Genomic DNA, 14,564 nt, shown 5'->3' on the forward strand with positions numbered 1-14,564 from the left:
TTGTAAACGATTTCTACATTTATTCCTACAGGAAAATTCAGACCTCATTGTATGAAGGCATAAAAAAAAAGCCAGATTCATGATCTGACTGGTTGAACGGAAACTACTGTTACCATATTTTCATTTTTCACATGGTTTTGCTTGTTCGCTACTTTAACCGGCTTTTGAATATGACTTAATACATGTTTCATCACAAAGCTATATGTAACTACCGTTAATAAAATAAACAACCAAACCATTTAAAGCACCGTCCTTTTAATTATTTATATCGTCATTCATTAGTAAGTATATTGAGAATAATTTTCATGTTCATTTGAATCTTATCATGAACGATAATCATTTTCAATGAATTTTTTGACTTTTTTATTTATTATTTTTGCTTAAATACAGAAAGATATGCTGTATGTTCCTGCAAAGCCCGCTCCTCTATTGGAATTCGCACCCTCATCATCCAAAGATTTAATAATGAAAAAATAATGGCTGTGAAGTAAGCATTAAACAACAGCGATAACACAAGAATTTCGGTAGCCACAATAACATAGTTCGGATGCTTCATAAATTTATAGGGTCCTTTAATAACGACATCAGCTGATGGTAAGACAATAATCTTCGTATTCCAATGTTTCCCTAAAGAGCTTATCACCCATATTCGTCCTATTTGAGCAAGTGTAAACAACAACAACCAAATTGGCCATAAAGAAGATAACTCACGATCTAATAGAAGCACTTCACTCAGCAACACTGTAAAGAAACCAATATGAAGTAAGACAATCCATGGATAATGGTCCGCCCCAAACTCAATCGCACCGCTGTTTTTTAACTGTTTTTCATTTCGTTTTGCAATAATTAGTTCGATGAACCGTTGTCCAACAACAAAACTAAGTAAAATCGGAAATAACATTAGTTCCACCTCATTAAGACTAATTCTGAAGAAAAACCAGGTCCAAGTGCGGCTGCTAAGCCATATTCTCCACGGATCCCTCCACGTTCCATAAATCGTTCTAATACATATAAAACGGTCGCTGAAGACATATTTCCAAATTCCTTTAAAACCTCCATAGAAATCAATGTCATCTCTTCATCAAATCCTAGTGCCTCTTGATAAGCCTCAATCACTTTCTTTCCACCTGGATGCGCCACAAAGTAGCGAATATCTTGCAATGTCACGTTATATTCTTCAAGAAAGGCTGTAACATTCGGTTTTAGCCATTGTTTCACAATTGTTGGAATATCTTTTGAAAACACAACATACAGTCCTTCATCTTTCACATTCCAGCCCATAACATCTAATGAATCAGGCATAAGTGTTGATTGACTCGCAAGCACATGAAACTGCTGGCCTCTACTGGAAAGCTCCGCTGCCGGCACGTCGTCTCCGCATACTAAAATACAGCTTACCCCATCGGAAAAAAGCGATGTTCCAATGATATTGCTTTTAGAAATATCCCGTTTCTGAAACGTTAAACTACAAAGCTCTACACTAAGTACAAGCACCTTTGCTTTAGGATAAGCTTGACAATAGTCAAAAGCGCGCGCAAGTCCGCTCGCCCCCCCCGCACACCCAAGCCCCCAAATCGGAATCCTTTTGGTATGTGGACGGAATGGGAGAATATTCATAATTCGAGCTTCAATCGTTGGTGTTGCAAGTCCTGTACTAGATATGTAAAAAAAAGCATCAATTTCGCTCTCTGCTACTTCCCTTTTTAAAAATCGTTCATTTGTTAAACACTTCTTAACCGCCTCTACACCGAATTGAACCGCTTGGTCGATATACATGTCGTTTCTTTCCGCAAAGGTCCGGTCTTCTTTAAACCAGTCTAGATGATTGGACAAATAACGCGTTTGCACTTGTCCATTTTTAAATGCTTGTAATAATCGTTCGATATTCTTAAATGATTCTCCAAAAAGCTCTCTTGAGAACTCCATAATCGCGTCCTGTGTTAACGCATAAGGCAACTCTGCATGAGCTGAAGACAATACATAAGCCATGTTCCCACTCCTTCAATTAGTGGTTAATATCTCCAGTCATTGAAGGATTATTCAAAGTATCATTCTCCCTGTAAATAAAGTTCATAAATTTTTAAAAACAAATAGTAATTTAAGACTATTTCTTTGGTATGATAAAAGAAATTCATGGAATCGGAGGAAATGAAAATGGCCATTAGTACTCATGTTACAACTGTTTTAAATGGAACGATTTCAGCTGTAAAGTCAGTATTACCACTCACAATGGAAACGGACAAACCAAACCTAATTAACCAACCTTTCGAACAAGAAGCTCTTAGTGTATTAATCGGGATGACAGGAGATATACCAGGCCGATTAATTATCGAAGGCTCTGAATCATGCATGAGTAAAATTGGAGAAGCGATGTTTGGCATGCCTCTTGAAGGTGAAATGTTAGAATCGTTTACCTCAGAGCTTGGTAATATGATTGCAGGGAACTTAGCTACTACCTTGGCACAAAGTAACATCAGTATGGATATTACTCCTCCTACTGTCCTTGTCGGCAAAGCAAAAATGTATGGATTTGAAAAAGCCATTTGCCTGCCTATCCATCTTCAAAACACCGGAACTATTCATATCATCTTGATGATCAAAATGTAAAAGCAATGTTTCATACTATCTAAAAAACCTGCTAAGTATGATAAAGTATCATACTTAGCAGGTTTTTTAATAGTTTGTTTTCGAATCTTTTTCAGATTGATATTGAACTTTAATAATAAGGCTGCAAAATTCTTGTTTACCACATACTTTACATACATTTTCTTCACTGCATAGCGTTTGACAATGTAAACAATATTTCTTCTCCATCTCGGCTCACTTACTTTCTCTCTATATATTATTTACAGTATATGCAAGAGAAGTAAGGATATTGACAAAAAAACTATCTTCTTAACTCAAATTCGAGTTAAGAAGATAGTTTTTTATATTAAGCCGCTTTTTTCACTTCTACAGGAGCCTATTTCTCTTTTTTCGATGGAATCACATTGAACACAATATTCAGAATAATAGCTGTTAAACTACCAGCAACAATTCCACTATCCGTTAAAACCTTCATACTCTCTGGAACTTGAGAAAATAAACCTGGAACAACGGAAACACCTAGACCCATTCCAACAGAGCAAGCAATAACTAATAAATTTCCTTGTGAATTAAAATCTACTTTACTTAGCATTTTGATACCAGCTGCTACTACCATACCGAACATAGCGATCATTGCTCCACCTAGAACAGCAGAAGGAATGATAGTTGTAAACGCACCGATTTTTGGCATAAACCCAATTACAATCATAATACCAGCTGCTGTAAAAATAACATTCTTCGATTTAGCACCCGATAATTGAATTAAGCCAACGTTTTGCGAAAAAGCTGTATACGGAAAAGAATTAAATAATCCACCGATAATCGTCGCAATACCTTCTGAACGATATCCGCCAACTAAATCTTTTTCTTTAATGTCTTTACCCGTAATTTCTCCTAATGCGTAATAGACGCCTGTTGATTCTACTAAACTAACAATAGCTACTAATGTCATAATAATAATAGCTGTCACATTAAAGGTAGGTGTACCAAAATAAAACATATCAGGCATGTGTAGCCAAGATGCATCCTCTACTGCTTTAAAGCTTACTTTTCCCATAAAATAAGCAACAATTGTTCCACCAATCAATCCGATTAAGATCGAAATAGAACGAATGAAACCAGTAGAAAACTTGTACATAAGAAGAATAAAAATCAGCGTTCCAAAAGCTAAACCAATATTATCTAACGCTCCAAAATCAGGTGCTCCTTGTCCGCCCCCCATATTATTAATCGCAGCAGGAATTAACGTAAGCCCGATAATCGTTACAACGGAACCTGTTACAACTGGAGGGAAGAACTTTGCCAATTTCCCAAAAAAATTACTAATTAAAAGGACAATCAATCCAGAAACTAAAATAGAACCATAGATGGATGTAACCCCATACTGACTTCCAATTGCAATCATAGGACCTACAGCTGTAAATGTACATCCTAATACAACAGGAAGACCAATTCCAAAAAATTTATTTTTCCAAACTTGAAGCAGGGTAGCAACTCCACACATTAAAAGGTCAATCGAAACTAAATACGTTAATTGCTCAGCGGTTAACTTTAAAGCCCCGCCAACAATTAGAGGAATAACAGCCGCTCCTGCATACATCGCAAGAACATGCTGTAATCCGAGTGAACCAACCTTCATCGGTGACTGTTTAGACATGAGCAGCGGCTCCTTCCATTTCTTCTGCAAAAGTAATTTCGCCTTTTTTCAATGCTTGAATTCGAGCAAGCGATTCCACTTGGAAACCTTGATCTCGTAATTCCTTGCCTCCATCTTGGAAAGCTTTCTCAATGACAATTCCAATACCAACAACTTCTGCATCGACTTGGTTACAAATATCCACTAAGCCTCTTGCCGCTTGACCTACCGCGAGAAAATCATCAATAATTAAAACTTTGTCTCCTGGGACAATATACTTATTAGAAACCGTAATAGTATTTGTTTCTTGTTTCGTGAACGAGTGAACAGAAGAAGTGATCAAATCTTCCGTTAACGTCAATGATTTGCGTTTACGAGCAAAGATTAGAGGTACATCTAATGTTAATGCCGTCATCACACCAGGACCAATTCCTGACGATTCAATCGTTAACACTTTTGTAATCTCTTTTCCCTCAAATCTCTTTGCAAATTCTTCCCCCATTTTTTTCATAAGCACCGGGTCCATTTGGTGATTCAAAAACGAGTCTACCTTCAAAATTGTTTCCGAAAGAGCTTCTCCTTCGTTTAAAATCTTTTCCTTTAAAAGCTGCATAAAGCTTCCTCCCAATCTAGGATGTTTATCTGTTGGCCATCTAGGCAAATATCACGATTTTGAACTATGCAAAAAGCCCGAGAACAATTGTCTGTTAAGTGAGACAATAGTTCTCAGGCTTCTACGAATATGGATACATTCATCATTCGTGATACACAAGATTTATTTCCCACTCATAGTCGGATTATTTACGGTAATCCGGTAGAAACTTGTGGGCCAATCCCCACGATTATACGAGCGAAACTATTAGATGCAATACATGCATTATAGCAACGTTATACACTTTTGAAAAGCTATTTTTCAAGAAAAAGACGAACTTATTTCCCGAATATGAATTCATCGTTCGCATTTTTTGGAAATTACAAATTTATTTCTATAGTTTAATTCTACAAAACACTCCCGATAGTTACTTCGACTATTATACATAAATTTGTCCGTTAGAAGCTATGTACTTAAAATCGAGAGACTGTATAATATGCCTAATCATCAACAAAAGCCTTGGCGTCCAAGGCTTTTGTTGATGATTCAATTCAATTTATAGACATCCCTATATTTATCCTCTAAATAGGAAATCAAGTATTGTGCATTTAGACCTTCTCCTGTCGTTTCCTTCAAAATGTCTAATGGTTTCTTCATTTTCCCATACTGATGGATCCGTTCATTCAACCATTGCTTAATTGGTTCGATGTTACCGCTTGTTAATAGCTGGTCATAATGAGGCAAGTCTTGCAATATTGTTTGTTTCATTTGAGCTGCATACATATATCCTAGTGCATAAGATGGGAAATAACCAAAACTTCCGTCAGACCAATGCACATCTTGTAAAACACCTACTCCATCATTGTCTGGCACAATCCCTAAATATTCTTCATATTTATCATTCCATACTTTCGGTAAATCTTTTACCTCTAATTCACCATCAAATAGCGATTTTTCAATTTCATAACGAATCATAATATGAAGAGGATATGTAAGTTCATCCGCCTCTACTCTAATGAGGGAAGGCTTCGATTCGTTAATGGCTCGATAGAAGCTCTCTAGTGATACACCGGCAAATTGTTCCGGAGCGTATTTTTGTAACAACGAATATTGCTTCTCCCAAAAATACTTATTTCGGCCAATGAAATTCTCAAAAAATAGCGATTGCGATTCATGAATTCCCATCGAAGTCCCGTCATCTAACAATGTTCCTGTTAACGCACTTGAGATATTTTGTTCATAAATCGCATGACCACACTCGTGAATCGTTCCGAATATGGCTCCACGAAAATCATATTCATCATAGCGAGTCGTCACCCTCACATCACCGCGATTAATCCCTGTCGCAAATGGATGAACTGTTTCATCTAGTCGTCCTGCATCAAAGTCATAGCCCAATTGCTTTAGAATGTCTAAACTAAATTGTTTTTGCTTTTCTTTTGGAAAATATTTATACAAAAATGATGTATCTGGCTGATGCGAGCTCATTGAAATTTGTTTAACAAGCGGTACAATCCGTTCACGTAGCTCAGCAAATACTTGATCTAATACGTCAACCGTCATACCTGGTTCATACATATCTAATAACGTATTATACTTATAGCGTTCATATCCCCAATATTTAATGAATTTTCTTGTACAAGCAACAATCTGTTCTAAATACGGTTGAAATAAAGAAAAGTCTGCTTTTTCACGAGCCTCTTCCCAAGCGCTTGTCGATTTAGATTGTAAGATGACAAATTCCTTATATTCATCCATTGGAATCTTTTTATTACGTTCATAATTTTTTTTACATTCTTCTACCATTCTTTTTGTTACTTCTGATAATTGAGCTTGGTTATCCTTTGCTGAAAGCGTTGCAATAAAGTGAGCCATTTCCTTGCTCGTACCCATTTTAAACACTTCAGATGACAACATCCCAATAACTTCTGAACGCTGTTCGACCCCTTTTTTTGGAGCTCCTGTACGTAAGTCCCAATAAATCACAGAAAGTGCCTCATGATAAGCAGCGATTTTTTTTATATATTCTAAAAATTCTCGTTCAACCTTATCGATTGCAATAGCCACTTTGCTATTCCCCCTTTCAATCCTTTTAACTTTACCATATTATGTGAAGTCCATAAATAATCATACTTTTTCTATTAATTGATTTATGATAAAAAAATCCTCGCCCTAATTGTTAACCTATTTATTTTTAAGTTGACATTATAAACTAAATAGTGCAAACTAAAATGCAGTGAAAGGGGGTGTTTTATGTGAGGGCAAAAACATTGGCCTATATTTCTTTATTTACCGCTCTAACAGTTGTCGGAGCCTATATTAAAATTCCAATCCCGTACATACCATTCACACTCCAAATTGTGCCTGTTTACCTTGCTGGTGCTTTATTAGGACCTCGTATCGGTATGTTAAGTCAAATTTGTTACGTAACAATTGGACTTATTGGAGTACCTGTTTTTGCTGAAGGAGGCGGTTTCGGTTATATTTTCAAACCTACATTTGGTTACTTATTAGGTTATATTGCCGGCGCTGCATTAAACGGATATCTCATTCAAAAACTACAATTACAAAAGATATTTTCTATTTTTTTAGCTAATGCAGCCACACTTTCGGTCGTATACCTATTTGGTTGTGCATGGCTTTATGGTTCTATGAAATGGATTATAGAAAAACCTTTATCCATTCAAGACACTTTATTCTTCGGCATGATTTTACCAATTCCAGGTGATTTATTACTTTGTGTTATATGCTCTATCTTAATTTATCGACTAAAACCTCAAATTCGACGTTTTATATTAGATTCACAGGCAGCTCAACCGACAGAGAATAAACAGAAAACAAACTACTTGTAAGAGTGCATTACTTGATAGAAAAGGAGATAAAGAGAGTGGGACAAGCTTATTTTATAACCGGAACAGGAACCGATATTGGAAAAACAGTGGTAACGAGTTTCTTGTATAAAACACTGAATCAATTAGGCGTTAAAACAATGATTTGTAAACCTTTTCAAACTGGATATAGAGAAGATATACAAGGTTATCCAGATCTCCATTGGTTTGAAACGGAATTAGGAGTAGAGAATTCAGGAATTTATCAGCTTAAACCAGAAACATCTCCTCATCTCGCAATCCGATTAACTCAGCAAGAAATTGATATCCCACGGATTTTAAATCGAATTCAACAATTACAAAAAGAGTTTGATGTAGTCCTTGTAGAAGGAGCTGGAGGATTGGCTGTTCCACTACTTGAACAAAAAACAGGTTTTTACATGACAAAAGATTTAGTAATAGATGCAGATCTGCCGATTATCGCTGTCTCCCCTAGTGGGTTAGGTGCTATTCACGACGCTTTGACTACTTTTACATATGCACAAGTATGTCAATTAAACATCCAATCTATCATCTTTAATCGGTTCAATCATACGAATGAGATTCATCAAGATAATGTGCAAACAATTGAAAAATTAATAGCTGTTTCACCGCTTGTTTGTTTGCCAAATTTCGAAAATATACATACAGAAATGGACCAACTCATTGAAGAACTGGTTCAAAATAATCATTTTGTTACACAAATTCAGGAGGTGTTTAATTGTGTCCTACACAAATAAACAATTAGAACAATGGGATAAAGAATATGTTTGGCATCCATTCACTCAAATGAAATCGTATATTCAAAATAACCCATTAATTATTGAAAAAGGAAAAGGCAGCTACCTCTTTGATATAGAAGGAAAAGCTTACTTAGATGGATATGCCTCTCTTTGGGTCAATGTACACGGTCATAGTGATCCTGAGCTCAATTCAGCGCTGCATGAACAAATCGAAAAAATTTCTCATTCTACATTACTTGGTTCAGCAAATGTGCCATCTATTTTACTCGCAAAAAAACTAGCAGAAATCACTCCAGGAAACTTATCTAAAGTGTTTTACTCAGATACAGGGTCAGCGTCTGTTGAGATTGCCTTAAAAATTGCCTATCAATACTGGCAAAATATCGATTCAGAAAAATATAAACATAAGAACAAATTTATTTCTCTTGATGAGGCTTATCATGGAGACACGATTGGAGCAGTCAGCGTTGGAGGAATGGACTTGTACCATCGAATTTTCCAGCCGCTTTTATTTGAACGAATTGCAATCCCTTGTCCGTATACCTATCGAATGGATGAAATCGGCAATGAAGAAGAAGTAAAACGCTATTGCCTGCACAGACTTGAAGAATTGTTACAGGCAGAATCAGAGCATATTGCCGGGTTAATTATCGAGCCTTTAGTCCAAGGAGCAGCTGGTATGATTACGCAGCCACATGGATTTTTGAAAGAAGTGGAAAGATTATGCCGAGCGTATGATGTATTGTTAATTTGCGATGAAGTAGCCGTAGGATTCGGTCGTACCGGAACTCTTTTTGCTTGTGAACAAGAACAGGTAGTACCTGATATTATGTGTATTGCAAAAGGCATTACAGGAGGCTATATGCCATTAGCTGCCACAATTGCAAGCGATAAAGTATATAATGCCTTCTTAGGAAATCCTGAAGAACAGAAAACGTTTTATCATGGCCATACATATACAGGAAACCAATTAGCCTGTTCGATTGCCCTAAAAAATATCGAATTAATTGAACAAAGAGAACTAGTCAAAAATATTCAAATAAAAGCAAGAGCATTTAATCAATATTTATCTAAACTTTACGAGCTTCCAATTGTCGGCGATATTAGACAGCGCGGATTAATGGTCGGAATTGAAATTGTGAAGAATCGGAAATCGAAAGAAACATTTTCTGTTCATGAACCAATTGTTAATCAAATTATTATGATAGCTCGATCAAAAGGATTAATCATTCGCGAACTAGGCCCTGTTATTACGATGATGCCAGTATTAGCTATGAAACAAGAAGAACTACAGCAAATGGTTGATATTGTCTATCAATCCATTGAGGAGGCCATGATTCACTATACATCTGTCCAATAAATACAAATAAAATGAAAAACCCTCTTATTATATTATAAAGAAGGCCTTGTTATAGAACATTGTTGATTTTTTACTCATTTTATCAACAATATTGTTTAACAAAACCTAAAAAAGTCAAGGCGGCTTATATGATCCACCTTGACTTTTTTTCTAGGCTTGTACTTTTGTTGGTAAAACAGAAACAATTTTTTCAACTACAGCTGGCTGCACATCTTTTTCAAGTAAAATATGGACAGAACCTTTATCTTCACTCGTTCGAATTAAACGACCAATTCCTTGTCTTAATCGTAATAACATGTACGGCATATCTACTTTTTCAAACGGCTCATCTACCGCTTTTCGTTGCGCTGTGAAAACGGGGTCATGAGGCGGGAACGGCAAAGAGAAAATGACGACATTTTCAAGCGATGATCCCGGTACATCCAACCCTTCCCATAAATGATAGGAAAGCAGAACAGACTGCTCTTCTTCTTGAAATTTTTTCACAAGTTCACTGATTTCTGCATCTCCCTCAAAATAAAGCGGATAGCTGCTTTCTGAACAATGTTCACGGAACCATTGCAATTCTTCCTTCGATTGAAAAAGAACAAGTGTCTTTCCTTCATTTTCTTCAATCGTTTTCAACGTATACTGCAGCTTATCTTGCCCTCGATTTTCTTCAAAAGCAGGCATATAAATATCCATTACCTCATCGTAATCAAATGGAGATTCAACAGAAAAACTTAAATAATCTTGAATCCCAAGACTATCAGCAATATACTCAAATGATTGATTATCCGATAACGTAGCAGATGAGAAAATATATGGAAGCTGTTTATTAAATACTTGCTCGGCTAAAATATCTTTTACAAGACGCGGCATAATAACGAGCGTTTTCGTTTCAGCATTTTCTTCAAACCACGTAATTGCTTGTTCGTTTCTAGCAAACAGCGATAACGAATACCCGAGTTGTTCTAAATATTCTTCAACAACATTCAAATCATACTCATTAATCGTATACATTTCTGCTTCAAATACTAAACTTTCTTCCAGCTTTTCAATTTGCCGCTGAAATGTAAGAGCAAAGCTTGTTAATTGTGTCGATGAAGGAATTTCATATCGATTTGAACCGCTAACATGAACCGCCTTTTCTTTTAAAAGGTAAAAGAATTCTTCATTAATATCAATTAAGTCTTCAATCATAAATAAAGTTTCTTCACGTACTTGATTCGCAGATAAAAGCTCTAGCACTGTTTCTAGTGTTTGCTCACCAATTTTATAGGTAAGTGCTTTTTGAGCAGATAATTCTAGTAAGTGACCTTCATCAAAAACCACACAGCTATGCTCCGGCAACAATGGCAATTGACCTTCTCGTTTACGCTTCTCCTTTGTCCATACATGCTCCATGAAGAAATCATGAGAACAAATAATAAGATCTGCTGCTTTTCGATAATAGTCACGTGATAATGTTTGTCCACAACGATGACGCTTATCGCAAGTAAAGCAGTTTTGCAGCGCATCCCAACCAACTTGGCCCCAGTCTTCATCATCTAAATATGGATACTGCTTTCGATCTCCATAAGGAGTATAGGAAGTCATAGATCCATGATCATGTACAAAGCTAGGTAATTCATCATACAATCGATCAATCCCTTCTGAATCAATATGATTGACTGCATGATCCAGTTTCTTTAAGCACACATATTGATCATGATATTTCGCTAAACGTACATCCATCGTAATACCAAGAGCATCCTTAATCTTTTGAATGTCTCCTTCTTTTTTAACAAGCTGTTCAATTAGCGTTTCATCTGCACAAGATATAATCGCTGGTTTATTCGTATAACGCGCATAGCAGAGCGCATAAAGTAAGTACACAAGGGTTTTCCCTGTTCCAACCCCCGCTTCAGCAAAGCTTATCTTCTTTTCCTTAAATGCTTTTTCTAATTGAAAAGCCATAAAAACTTGCTCATCACGTAGCTCAAAGCCTTTATCGGGAAGAATATCGTAAAAAACATCACCGACCCATTCGGAAAGTTTATCATAAAAAGAATCTTCTTTAGTAACTGGAAAAGGTAGTGTTTTAAGCATTTTTGTCTCCCCTTTGTTTAACATCTTCTCTATTTTTTATAAAGGAACAGTCAATTATTCCTATGTAGTATATATTCTAAGACAAATTTATATTATCCTTTATTTTTTTAAAATGGTCAAGATTTTTACATAATTGGACGCTAAACAGTATGATGGATTAGCAGCTTTACATAAAAAAAACAGACTCCCTAATTGGAGAGTCTGTCTGTGTTTTAGAATTAAGCTTTAGTAACGTTAGAAGCTTGAGGTCCGCGTTGACCTTGTTCCACTTCAAAAGTCACGTCTTGTCCTTCTTCTAATGTTTTGAATCCTTCGCCTTGGATTGCTGAGAAGTGTACGAATACATCGTCTCCACCTTCACGTTCGATGAATCCAAAACCTTTTTCTGCGTTAAACCATTTTACTTTACCTTGTTCCATTTTTGTTGCCTCCTAGTGCGCTTACGACACATTGTATTACTATCCTTGCTCATGAAATATTAAGGGCTTTCCTTAAACCTAGAACAAAAATAATTCTTCTTTAGAATAGCAGAAAAGGGAATGATAAGCAAGGTTGGAACGAATTATCAAACACCCACAACCATATTTTTTACAGAAATTGACCTATCATCCTTTACGTGGCGGACGTTTCCCCCAGTACTGATAATAATCTGTACGAATAAATCCGTTAAAGAGCTTACGCTTCTTCGGAGCGGGTTTACGACCCTTTTTCCGAAAGTGTTGCGGACACACTGCACCGAATACTTTTCCGCATGTTCAGAATATCATAAAAGGTACGGATAAAAAAGTATTGTAGATGGATAATTTGCGTTATTTTATACCGTATCGAACGACTTCCTCGACTATCATTCTTCGTATCTGTTTGCAAAGTCAGATAAAGCAAGAGTGACTAACGCTGCCTTGTCTATCCAAGTTCTCTGCGCTAACTTGTCAATTTTATTGAGCACACTTGCATCAACTTGGAGTGTCACTCGCCTCCAATTCTCGCGTGGCAGCTCCATTACACGTTCATGAAGCGCAGGTGAATAAGGAGTTGCGTTTGCTAAATATTCTCTTAAAATCTCTTGTATAGCCGCTACTTGTTCCGATGTAAATACCGCAGGAGCGACCTGTTCTTTAGTAGGTTGTGCGGAAGGTAAAGTCTCAGTTTCTTCTTCACGAGGTTTTCCTAATAGTAACTCATCATTCGGCGCTTGACCTTCTCCTGTATATCGCCATTTACCTATGGATTTGTCAAAGCTGTACCCCGCATCTTTTAATAACACTCTAATTCTTTTTTCTCCAAACGGGAGCTTTTTCGCAGCAGTTTTTATGCGTTCTCCCTCTGTATTTAAGAATTCGATTAAGTCTCTATATGTACGAATCATGTTGCCCTCTCCTTTTAACGATGTATACATATATATTTATAATCTCAATCAAACGTATTTTAAAAGGTAATTTAACCCAGTATTATCGTTAGCGTTTCGTTGCGTTCCACCTATTTCGCGTGTATTTTTCGTTATTTTGTTCGTTAATAAAGGCGCTCTATTTTGCATCGAACGGGCAATGCTTCGCAAAAACAAAGTTAATTGCGTCAGAATGCGTTTCTCAAGCAAGTCTATTTCGCATAATCTTCGTATTTCACCCCCGTCACGGCTCGTCTCAAGTTTTCGCCTGGCTTTATGAATACGTCGACTTTTTCCAGAATCCTAACCAGAGTATTATCGTGTGGGTTTCGCCCTGTTCTCGCAGCTCGACCGACTGGCTTCGCAGTCATAAATCCGATTAACTTCACCTCGTTGCCGTTTTTCAGCGTTTCGATTACCACTTTTTCCATTGAATCCAGCATTTTATTTACATTCTTTTGTGAAAATCCGCAATCTACTGCGATTGCTTTTACAAATGATTCCTTATTCATTCCGATTCCTCCTTAAATTAAAAAGAGCGCGACAGCTCCGAAAAGCCATCCTGCGTCATATTAAGCACCTCTTCGACCTGTATCCTCGATTTCTTTTACTAAATAATTCATTATCTTTTCCATCTGTCTATGGTCAATTTCTCCGCCTTCATTGTTGATTGCAAAGTTATTCGTTAAGCTGATTATAAGCTTGCTAGTTCTTGGCTTAACCGATGCCTGGCTTCGGTACTTTAAAACAACTGACTCTAAAAGCGAGAAACCTGACTGCCCTTGCGTGTGATAACATTTGTTTTTTCGTTCATTTCCGTCACTCCTTCGTTAAATTTGTGTAAATAAAAAGGAGGCCAGCTGTTGTAGCTTGCCCCTAATTCGAAGGTATTTCGTTGTGCTCCTCGTTACCAATTGTGTGATAAATATCGGGTCCTCAAATCAACTTAAATTAATGATTTAATATAAGTTTCTATTCTTCGCCTAGTAGAATTTTTACTCGGATTGAGATTAATATAACCACTATCTTCAAAGTTACCTTTTGAAAATTTATTATCACTTCTTACGTTTACAACCATGTGCAAAAACCCCCTGTTTATCGCTTCTATTTCCGCCTTTTCAGTCAACTTTTTTTGAAGTGATCTTCCTCGAAAGTCTGGATGAATCAAAAAAGAACTTATTACAGCACATTTGGCCAATGCAGCCGTGTCTAATTGAGCTTTTCGGGGTAACATGTTCGGTTGAACTCCTTCAAAGTGCACTAAATAATATCCAAACAACTGACCGTCATTAAATACGCCATAACACACCACGTTTTTACCCCTTC

At 36.6% G+C, this 14,564-nt stretch carries 16 protein-coding genes and 1 riboswitch; of the genes, 4 read left to right on the forward strand and 12 right to left on the reverse strand.

Annotation, left to right across the window (positions count from 1 at the left end; translation table 11 throughout):
* Positions 1 to 77: 77 nt before the first annotated feature.
* From BAOM_RS24580 to BAOM_RS15920, 3 genes are all read right to left on the reverse strand, one after another.
* The gene (locus BAOM_RS24580; RefSeq protein ID WP_164853262.1) at positions 78 to 239 is read right to left on the reverse strand and encodes a hypothetical protein; all 162 of its coding nucleotides are present in this window, start codon (positions 237 to 239) and stop codon (positions 78 to 80) included.
* A gap of 131 nt (positions 240 to 370) precedes the next feature.
* Positions 371 to 901: an isoprenylcysteine carboxyl methyltransferase family protein gene (locus BAOM_RS15915; protein WP_127761115.1), complete on the reverse strand. Its 531-nt coding sequence runs from the start codon at positions 899 to 901 to the stop codon at positions 371 to 373.
* Positions 901 to 1,989, reverse strand: a complete 1,089-nt coding sequence (locus BAOM_RS15920) for a type III polyketide synthase (RefSeq protein ID WP_127761116.1) — start codon at positions 1,987 to 1,989, stop codon at positions 901 to 903. Before BAOM_RS15920 ends, BAOM_RS15915 begins: the two co-directional genes overlap by 1 nt.
* 165 nt (positions 1,990 to 2,154) lie before the next feature.
* On the opposite strand from BAOM_RS15920, the gene BAOM_RS15925 reads away from it, so the two are divergent.
* Entirely contained in the window at positions 2,155 to 2,607 is a 453-nt protein-coding gene (locus tag BAOM_RS15925; protein WP_127761117.1) for a chemotaxis protein CheX, read from the forward strand.
* 66 nt (positions 2,608 to 2,673) lie between these two features.
* Here the strand turns inward: BAOM_RS15925 and BAOM_RS24585 are convergent, their stop codons facing one another.
* From BAOM_RS24585 to BAOM_RS15940, 4 genes are all read right to left on the reverse strand, one after another.
* On the reverse strand, positions 2,674 to 2,814 hold the full coding sequence (locus BAOM_RS24585) for a hypothetical protein (RefSeq protein ID WP_164853263.1): 141 nt from the start codon (positions 2,812 to 2,814) through the stop codon (positions 2,674 to 2,676).
* Positions 2,815 to 2,962: 148 nt separating this feature from the next.
* Entirely contained in the window at positions 2,963 to 4,243 is a 1,281-nt protein-coding gene (locus tag BAOM_RS15930) for a nucleobase:cation symporter-2 family protein (protein ID WP_127761118.1), read from the reverse strand.
* Positions 4,236 to 4,835 carry a xanthine phosphoribosyltransferase gene (locus tag BAOM_RS15935; protein WP_127761119.1) on the reverse strand — a complete coding sequence of 200 codons (600 nt, stop codon included), beginning with the start codon at positions 4,833 to 4,835 and terminating at the stop codon, positions 4,236 to 4,238. The genes BAOM_RS15930 and BAOM_RS15935 overlap by 8 nt, the downstream gene beginning before the upstream one ends.
* 156 nt (positions 4,836 to 4,991) lie before the next feature.
* Positions 4,992 to 5,092: riboswitch (purine riboswitch) on the reverse strand.
* 268 nt (positions 5,093 to 5,360) lie between these two features.
* On the reverse strand, positions 5,361 to 6,881 hold the full coding sequence (locus tag BAOM_RS15940; protein ID WP_127761120.1) for a carboxypeptidase M32: 1,521 nt from the start codon (positions 6,879 to 6,881) through the stop codon (positions 5,361 to 5,363).
* Positions 6,882 to 7,069: 188 nt separating this feature from the next.
* Here BAOM_RS15940 and BAOM_RS15945 point away from each other — a divergent pair, with 188 nt between their 5' ends.
* From BAOM_RS15945 to bioA, 3 genes are read left to right on the forward strand one after another with little or no spacing between them, the layout of a single operon-like run.
* Complete coding sequence (locus BAOM_RS15945) at positions 7,070 to 7,666, forward strand: biotin transporter BioY (protein WP_127761121.1); 597 nt, start codon at positions 7,070 to 7,072, stop codon at positions 7,664 to 7,666.
* Positions 7,667 to 7,701: 35 nt separating this feature from the next.
* Positions 7,702 to 8,421 (forward strand): dethiobiotin synthase, encoded by a 720-nt coding sequence (gene bioD / locus BAOM_RS15950; RefSeq protein WP_127761122.1) that lies wholly within the window; start codon positions 7,702 to 7,704, stop codon positions 8,419 to 8,421.
* A complete protein-coding gene (gene bioA / locus BAOM_RS15955; protein ID WP_127761123.1) occupies positions 8,405 to 9,784 on the forward strand; it encodes an adenosylmethionine--8-amino-7-oxononanoate transaminase in 1,380 nt (459 codons plus the stop codon). The genes bioD and bioA overlap by 17 nt, the downstream gene beginning before the upstream one ends.
* A 150-nt stretch (positions 9,785 to 9,934) precedes the next feature.
* Here bioA and BAOM_RS15960 read toward each other — a convergent pair whose 3' ends face one another.
* The 5 genes from BAOM_RS15960 to BAOM_RS15980 all read right to left on the reverse strand — a co-directional run bounded on the left by BAOM_RS15960 (position 9,935) and on the right by BAOM_RS15980 (position 14,550).
* Positions 9,935 to 11,854 (reverse strand): ATP-dependent DNA helicase, encoded by a 1,920-nt coding sequence (locus BAOM_RS15960; RefSeq protein WP_127761124.1) that lies wholly within the window; start codon positions 11,852 to 11,854, stop codon positions 9,935 to 9,937.
* 218 nt (positions 11,855 to 12,072) lie between these two features.
* Positions 12,073 to 12,273, reverse strand: coding sequence for a cold-shock protein (locus BAOM_RS15965; RefSeq protein WP_119115303.1), 201 nt, complete (start codon positions 12,271 to 12,273; stop codon positions 12,073 to 12,075).
* 425 nt (positions 12,274 to 12,698) lie between these two features.
* Complete coding sequence (locus tag BAOM_RS15970; RefSeq protein ID WP_127761125.1) at positions 12,699 to 13,220, reverse strand: hypothetical protein; 522 nt, start codon at positions 13,218 to 13,220, stop codon at positions 12,699 to 12,701.
* A gap of 230 nt (positions 13,221 to 13,450) precedes the next feature.
* A complete protein-coding gene (locus tag BAOM_RS15975) occupies positions 13,451 to 13,750 on the reverse strand; it encodes an HU family DNA-binding protein (protein WP_127761126.1) in 300 nt (99 codons plus the stop codon).
* 434 nt (positions 13,751 to 14,184) lie between these two features.
* On the reverse strand, positions 14,185 to 14,550 hold the full coding sequence (locus BAOM_RS15980; protein WP_127761127.1) for a GNAT family N-acetyltransferase: 366 nt from the start codon (positions 14,548 to 14,550) through the stop codon (positions 14,185 to 14,187).
* Positions 14,551 to 14,564 lie beyond the last annotated feature (14 nt).

This window comes from Peribacillus asahii, from assembly GCF_004006295.1.
In the GTDB taxonomy this organism is placed as follows: Bacteria; Bacillota; Bacilli; order Bacillales; family DSM-1321; genus Peribacillus; species Peribacillus asahii_A.

What these genes read in the sequence shown, in the direction of transcription:
- BAOM_RS15975 (WP_127761126.1), bottom strand. Translation starts at nt 13,750, where the DNA reads ATGAATAAGGAATCATTTGTAAAAGCAATCGCAGTAGATTGCGGATTT.
- BAOM_RS15935 (WP_127761119.1), bottom strand. Translation starts at nt 4,835, where the DNA reads ATGCAGCTTTTAAAGGAAAAGATTTTAAACGAAGGAGAAGCTCTTTCG.
- BAOM_RS15970 (WP_127761125.1), bottom strand. Translation starts at nt 13,220, where the DNA reads ATGATTCGTACATATAGAGACTTAATCGAATTCTTAAATACAGAGGGA.
- BAOM_RS15915 (WP_127761115.1), bottom strand. Translation starts at nt 901, where the DNA reads ATGTTATTTCCGATTTTACTTAGTTTTGTTGTTGGACAACGGTTCATC.
- BAOM_RS24580 (WP_164853262.1), bottom strand. Translation starts at nt 239, where the DNA reads ATGGTTTGGTTGTTTATTTTATTAACGGTAGTTACATATAGCTTTGTG.
- BAOM_RS15965 (WP_119115303.1), bottom strand. Translation starts at nt 12,273, where the DNA reads ATGGAACAAGGTAAAGTAAAATGGTTTAACGCAGAAAAAGGTTTTGGA.
- BAOM_RS15930 (WP_127761118.1), bottom strand. Translation starts at nt 4,243, where the DNA reads ATGTCTAAACAGTCACCGATGAAGGTTGGTTCACTCGGATTACAGCAT.
- BAOM_RS24585 (WP_164853263.1), bottom strand. Translation starts at nt 2,814, where the DNA reads ATGGAGAAGAAATATTGTTTACATTGTCAAACGCTATGCAGTGAAGAA.
- BAOM_RS15925 (WP_127761117.1), top strand. Translation starts at nt 2,155, where the DNA reads ATGGCCATTAGTACTCATGTTACAACTGTTTTAAATGGAACGATTTCA.
- BAOM_RS15920 (WP_127761116.1), bottom strand. Translation starts at nt 1,989, where the DNA reads ATGGCTTATGTATTGTCTTCAGCTCATGCAGAGTTGCCTTATGCGTTA.
- BAOM_RS15960 (WP_127761124.1), bottom strand. Translation starts at nt 11,854, where the DNA reads ATGCTTAAAACACTACCTTTTCCAGTTACTAAAGAAGATTCTTTTTAT.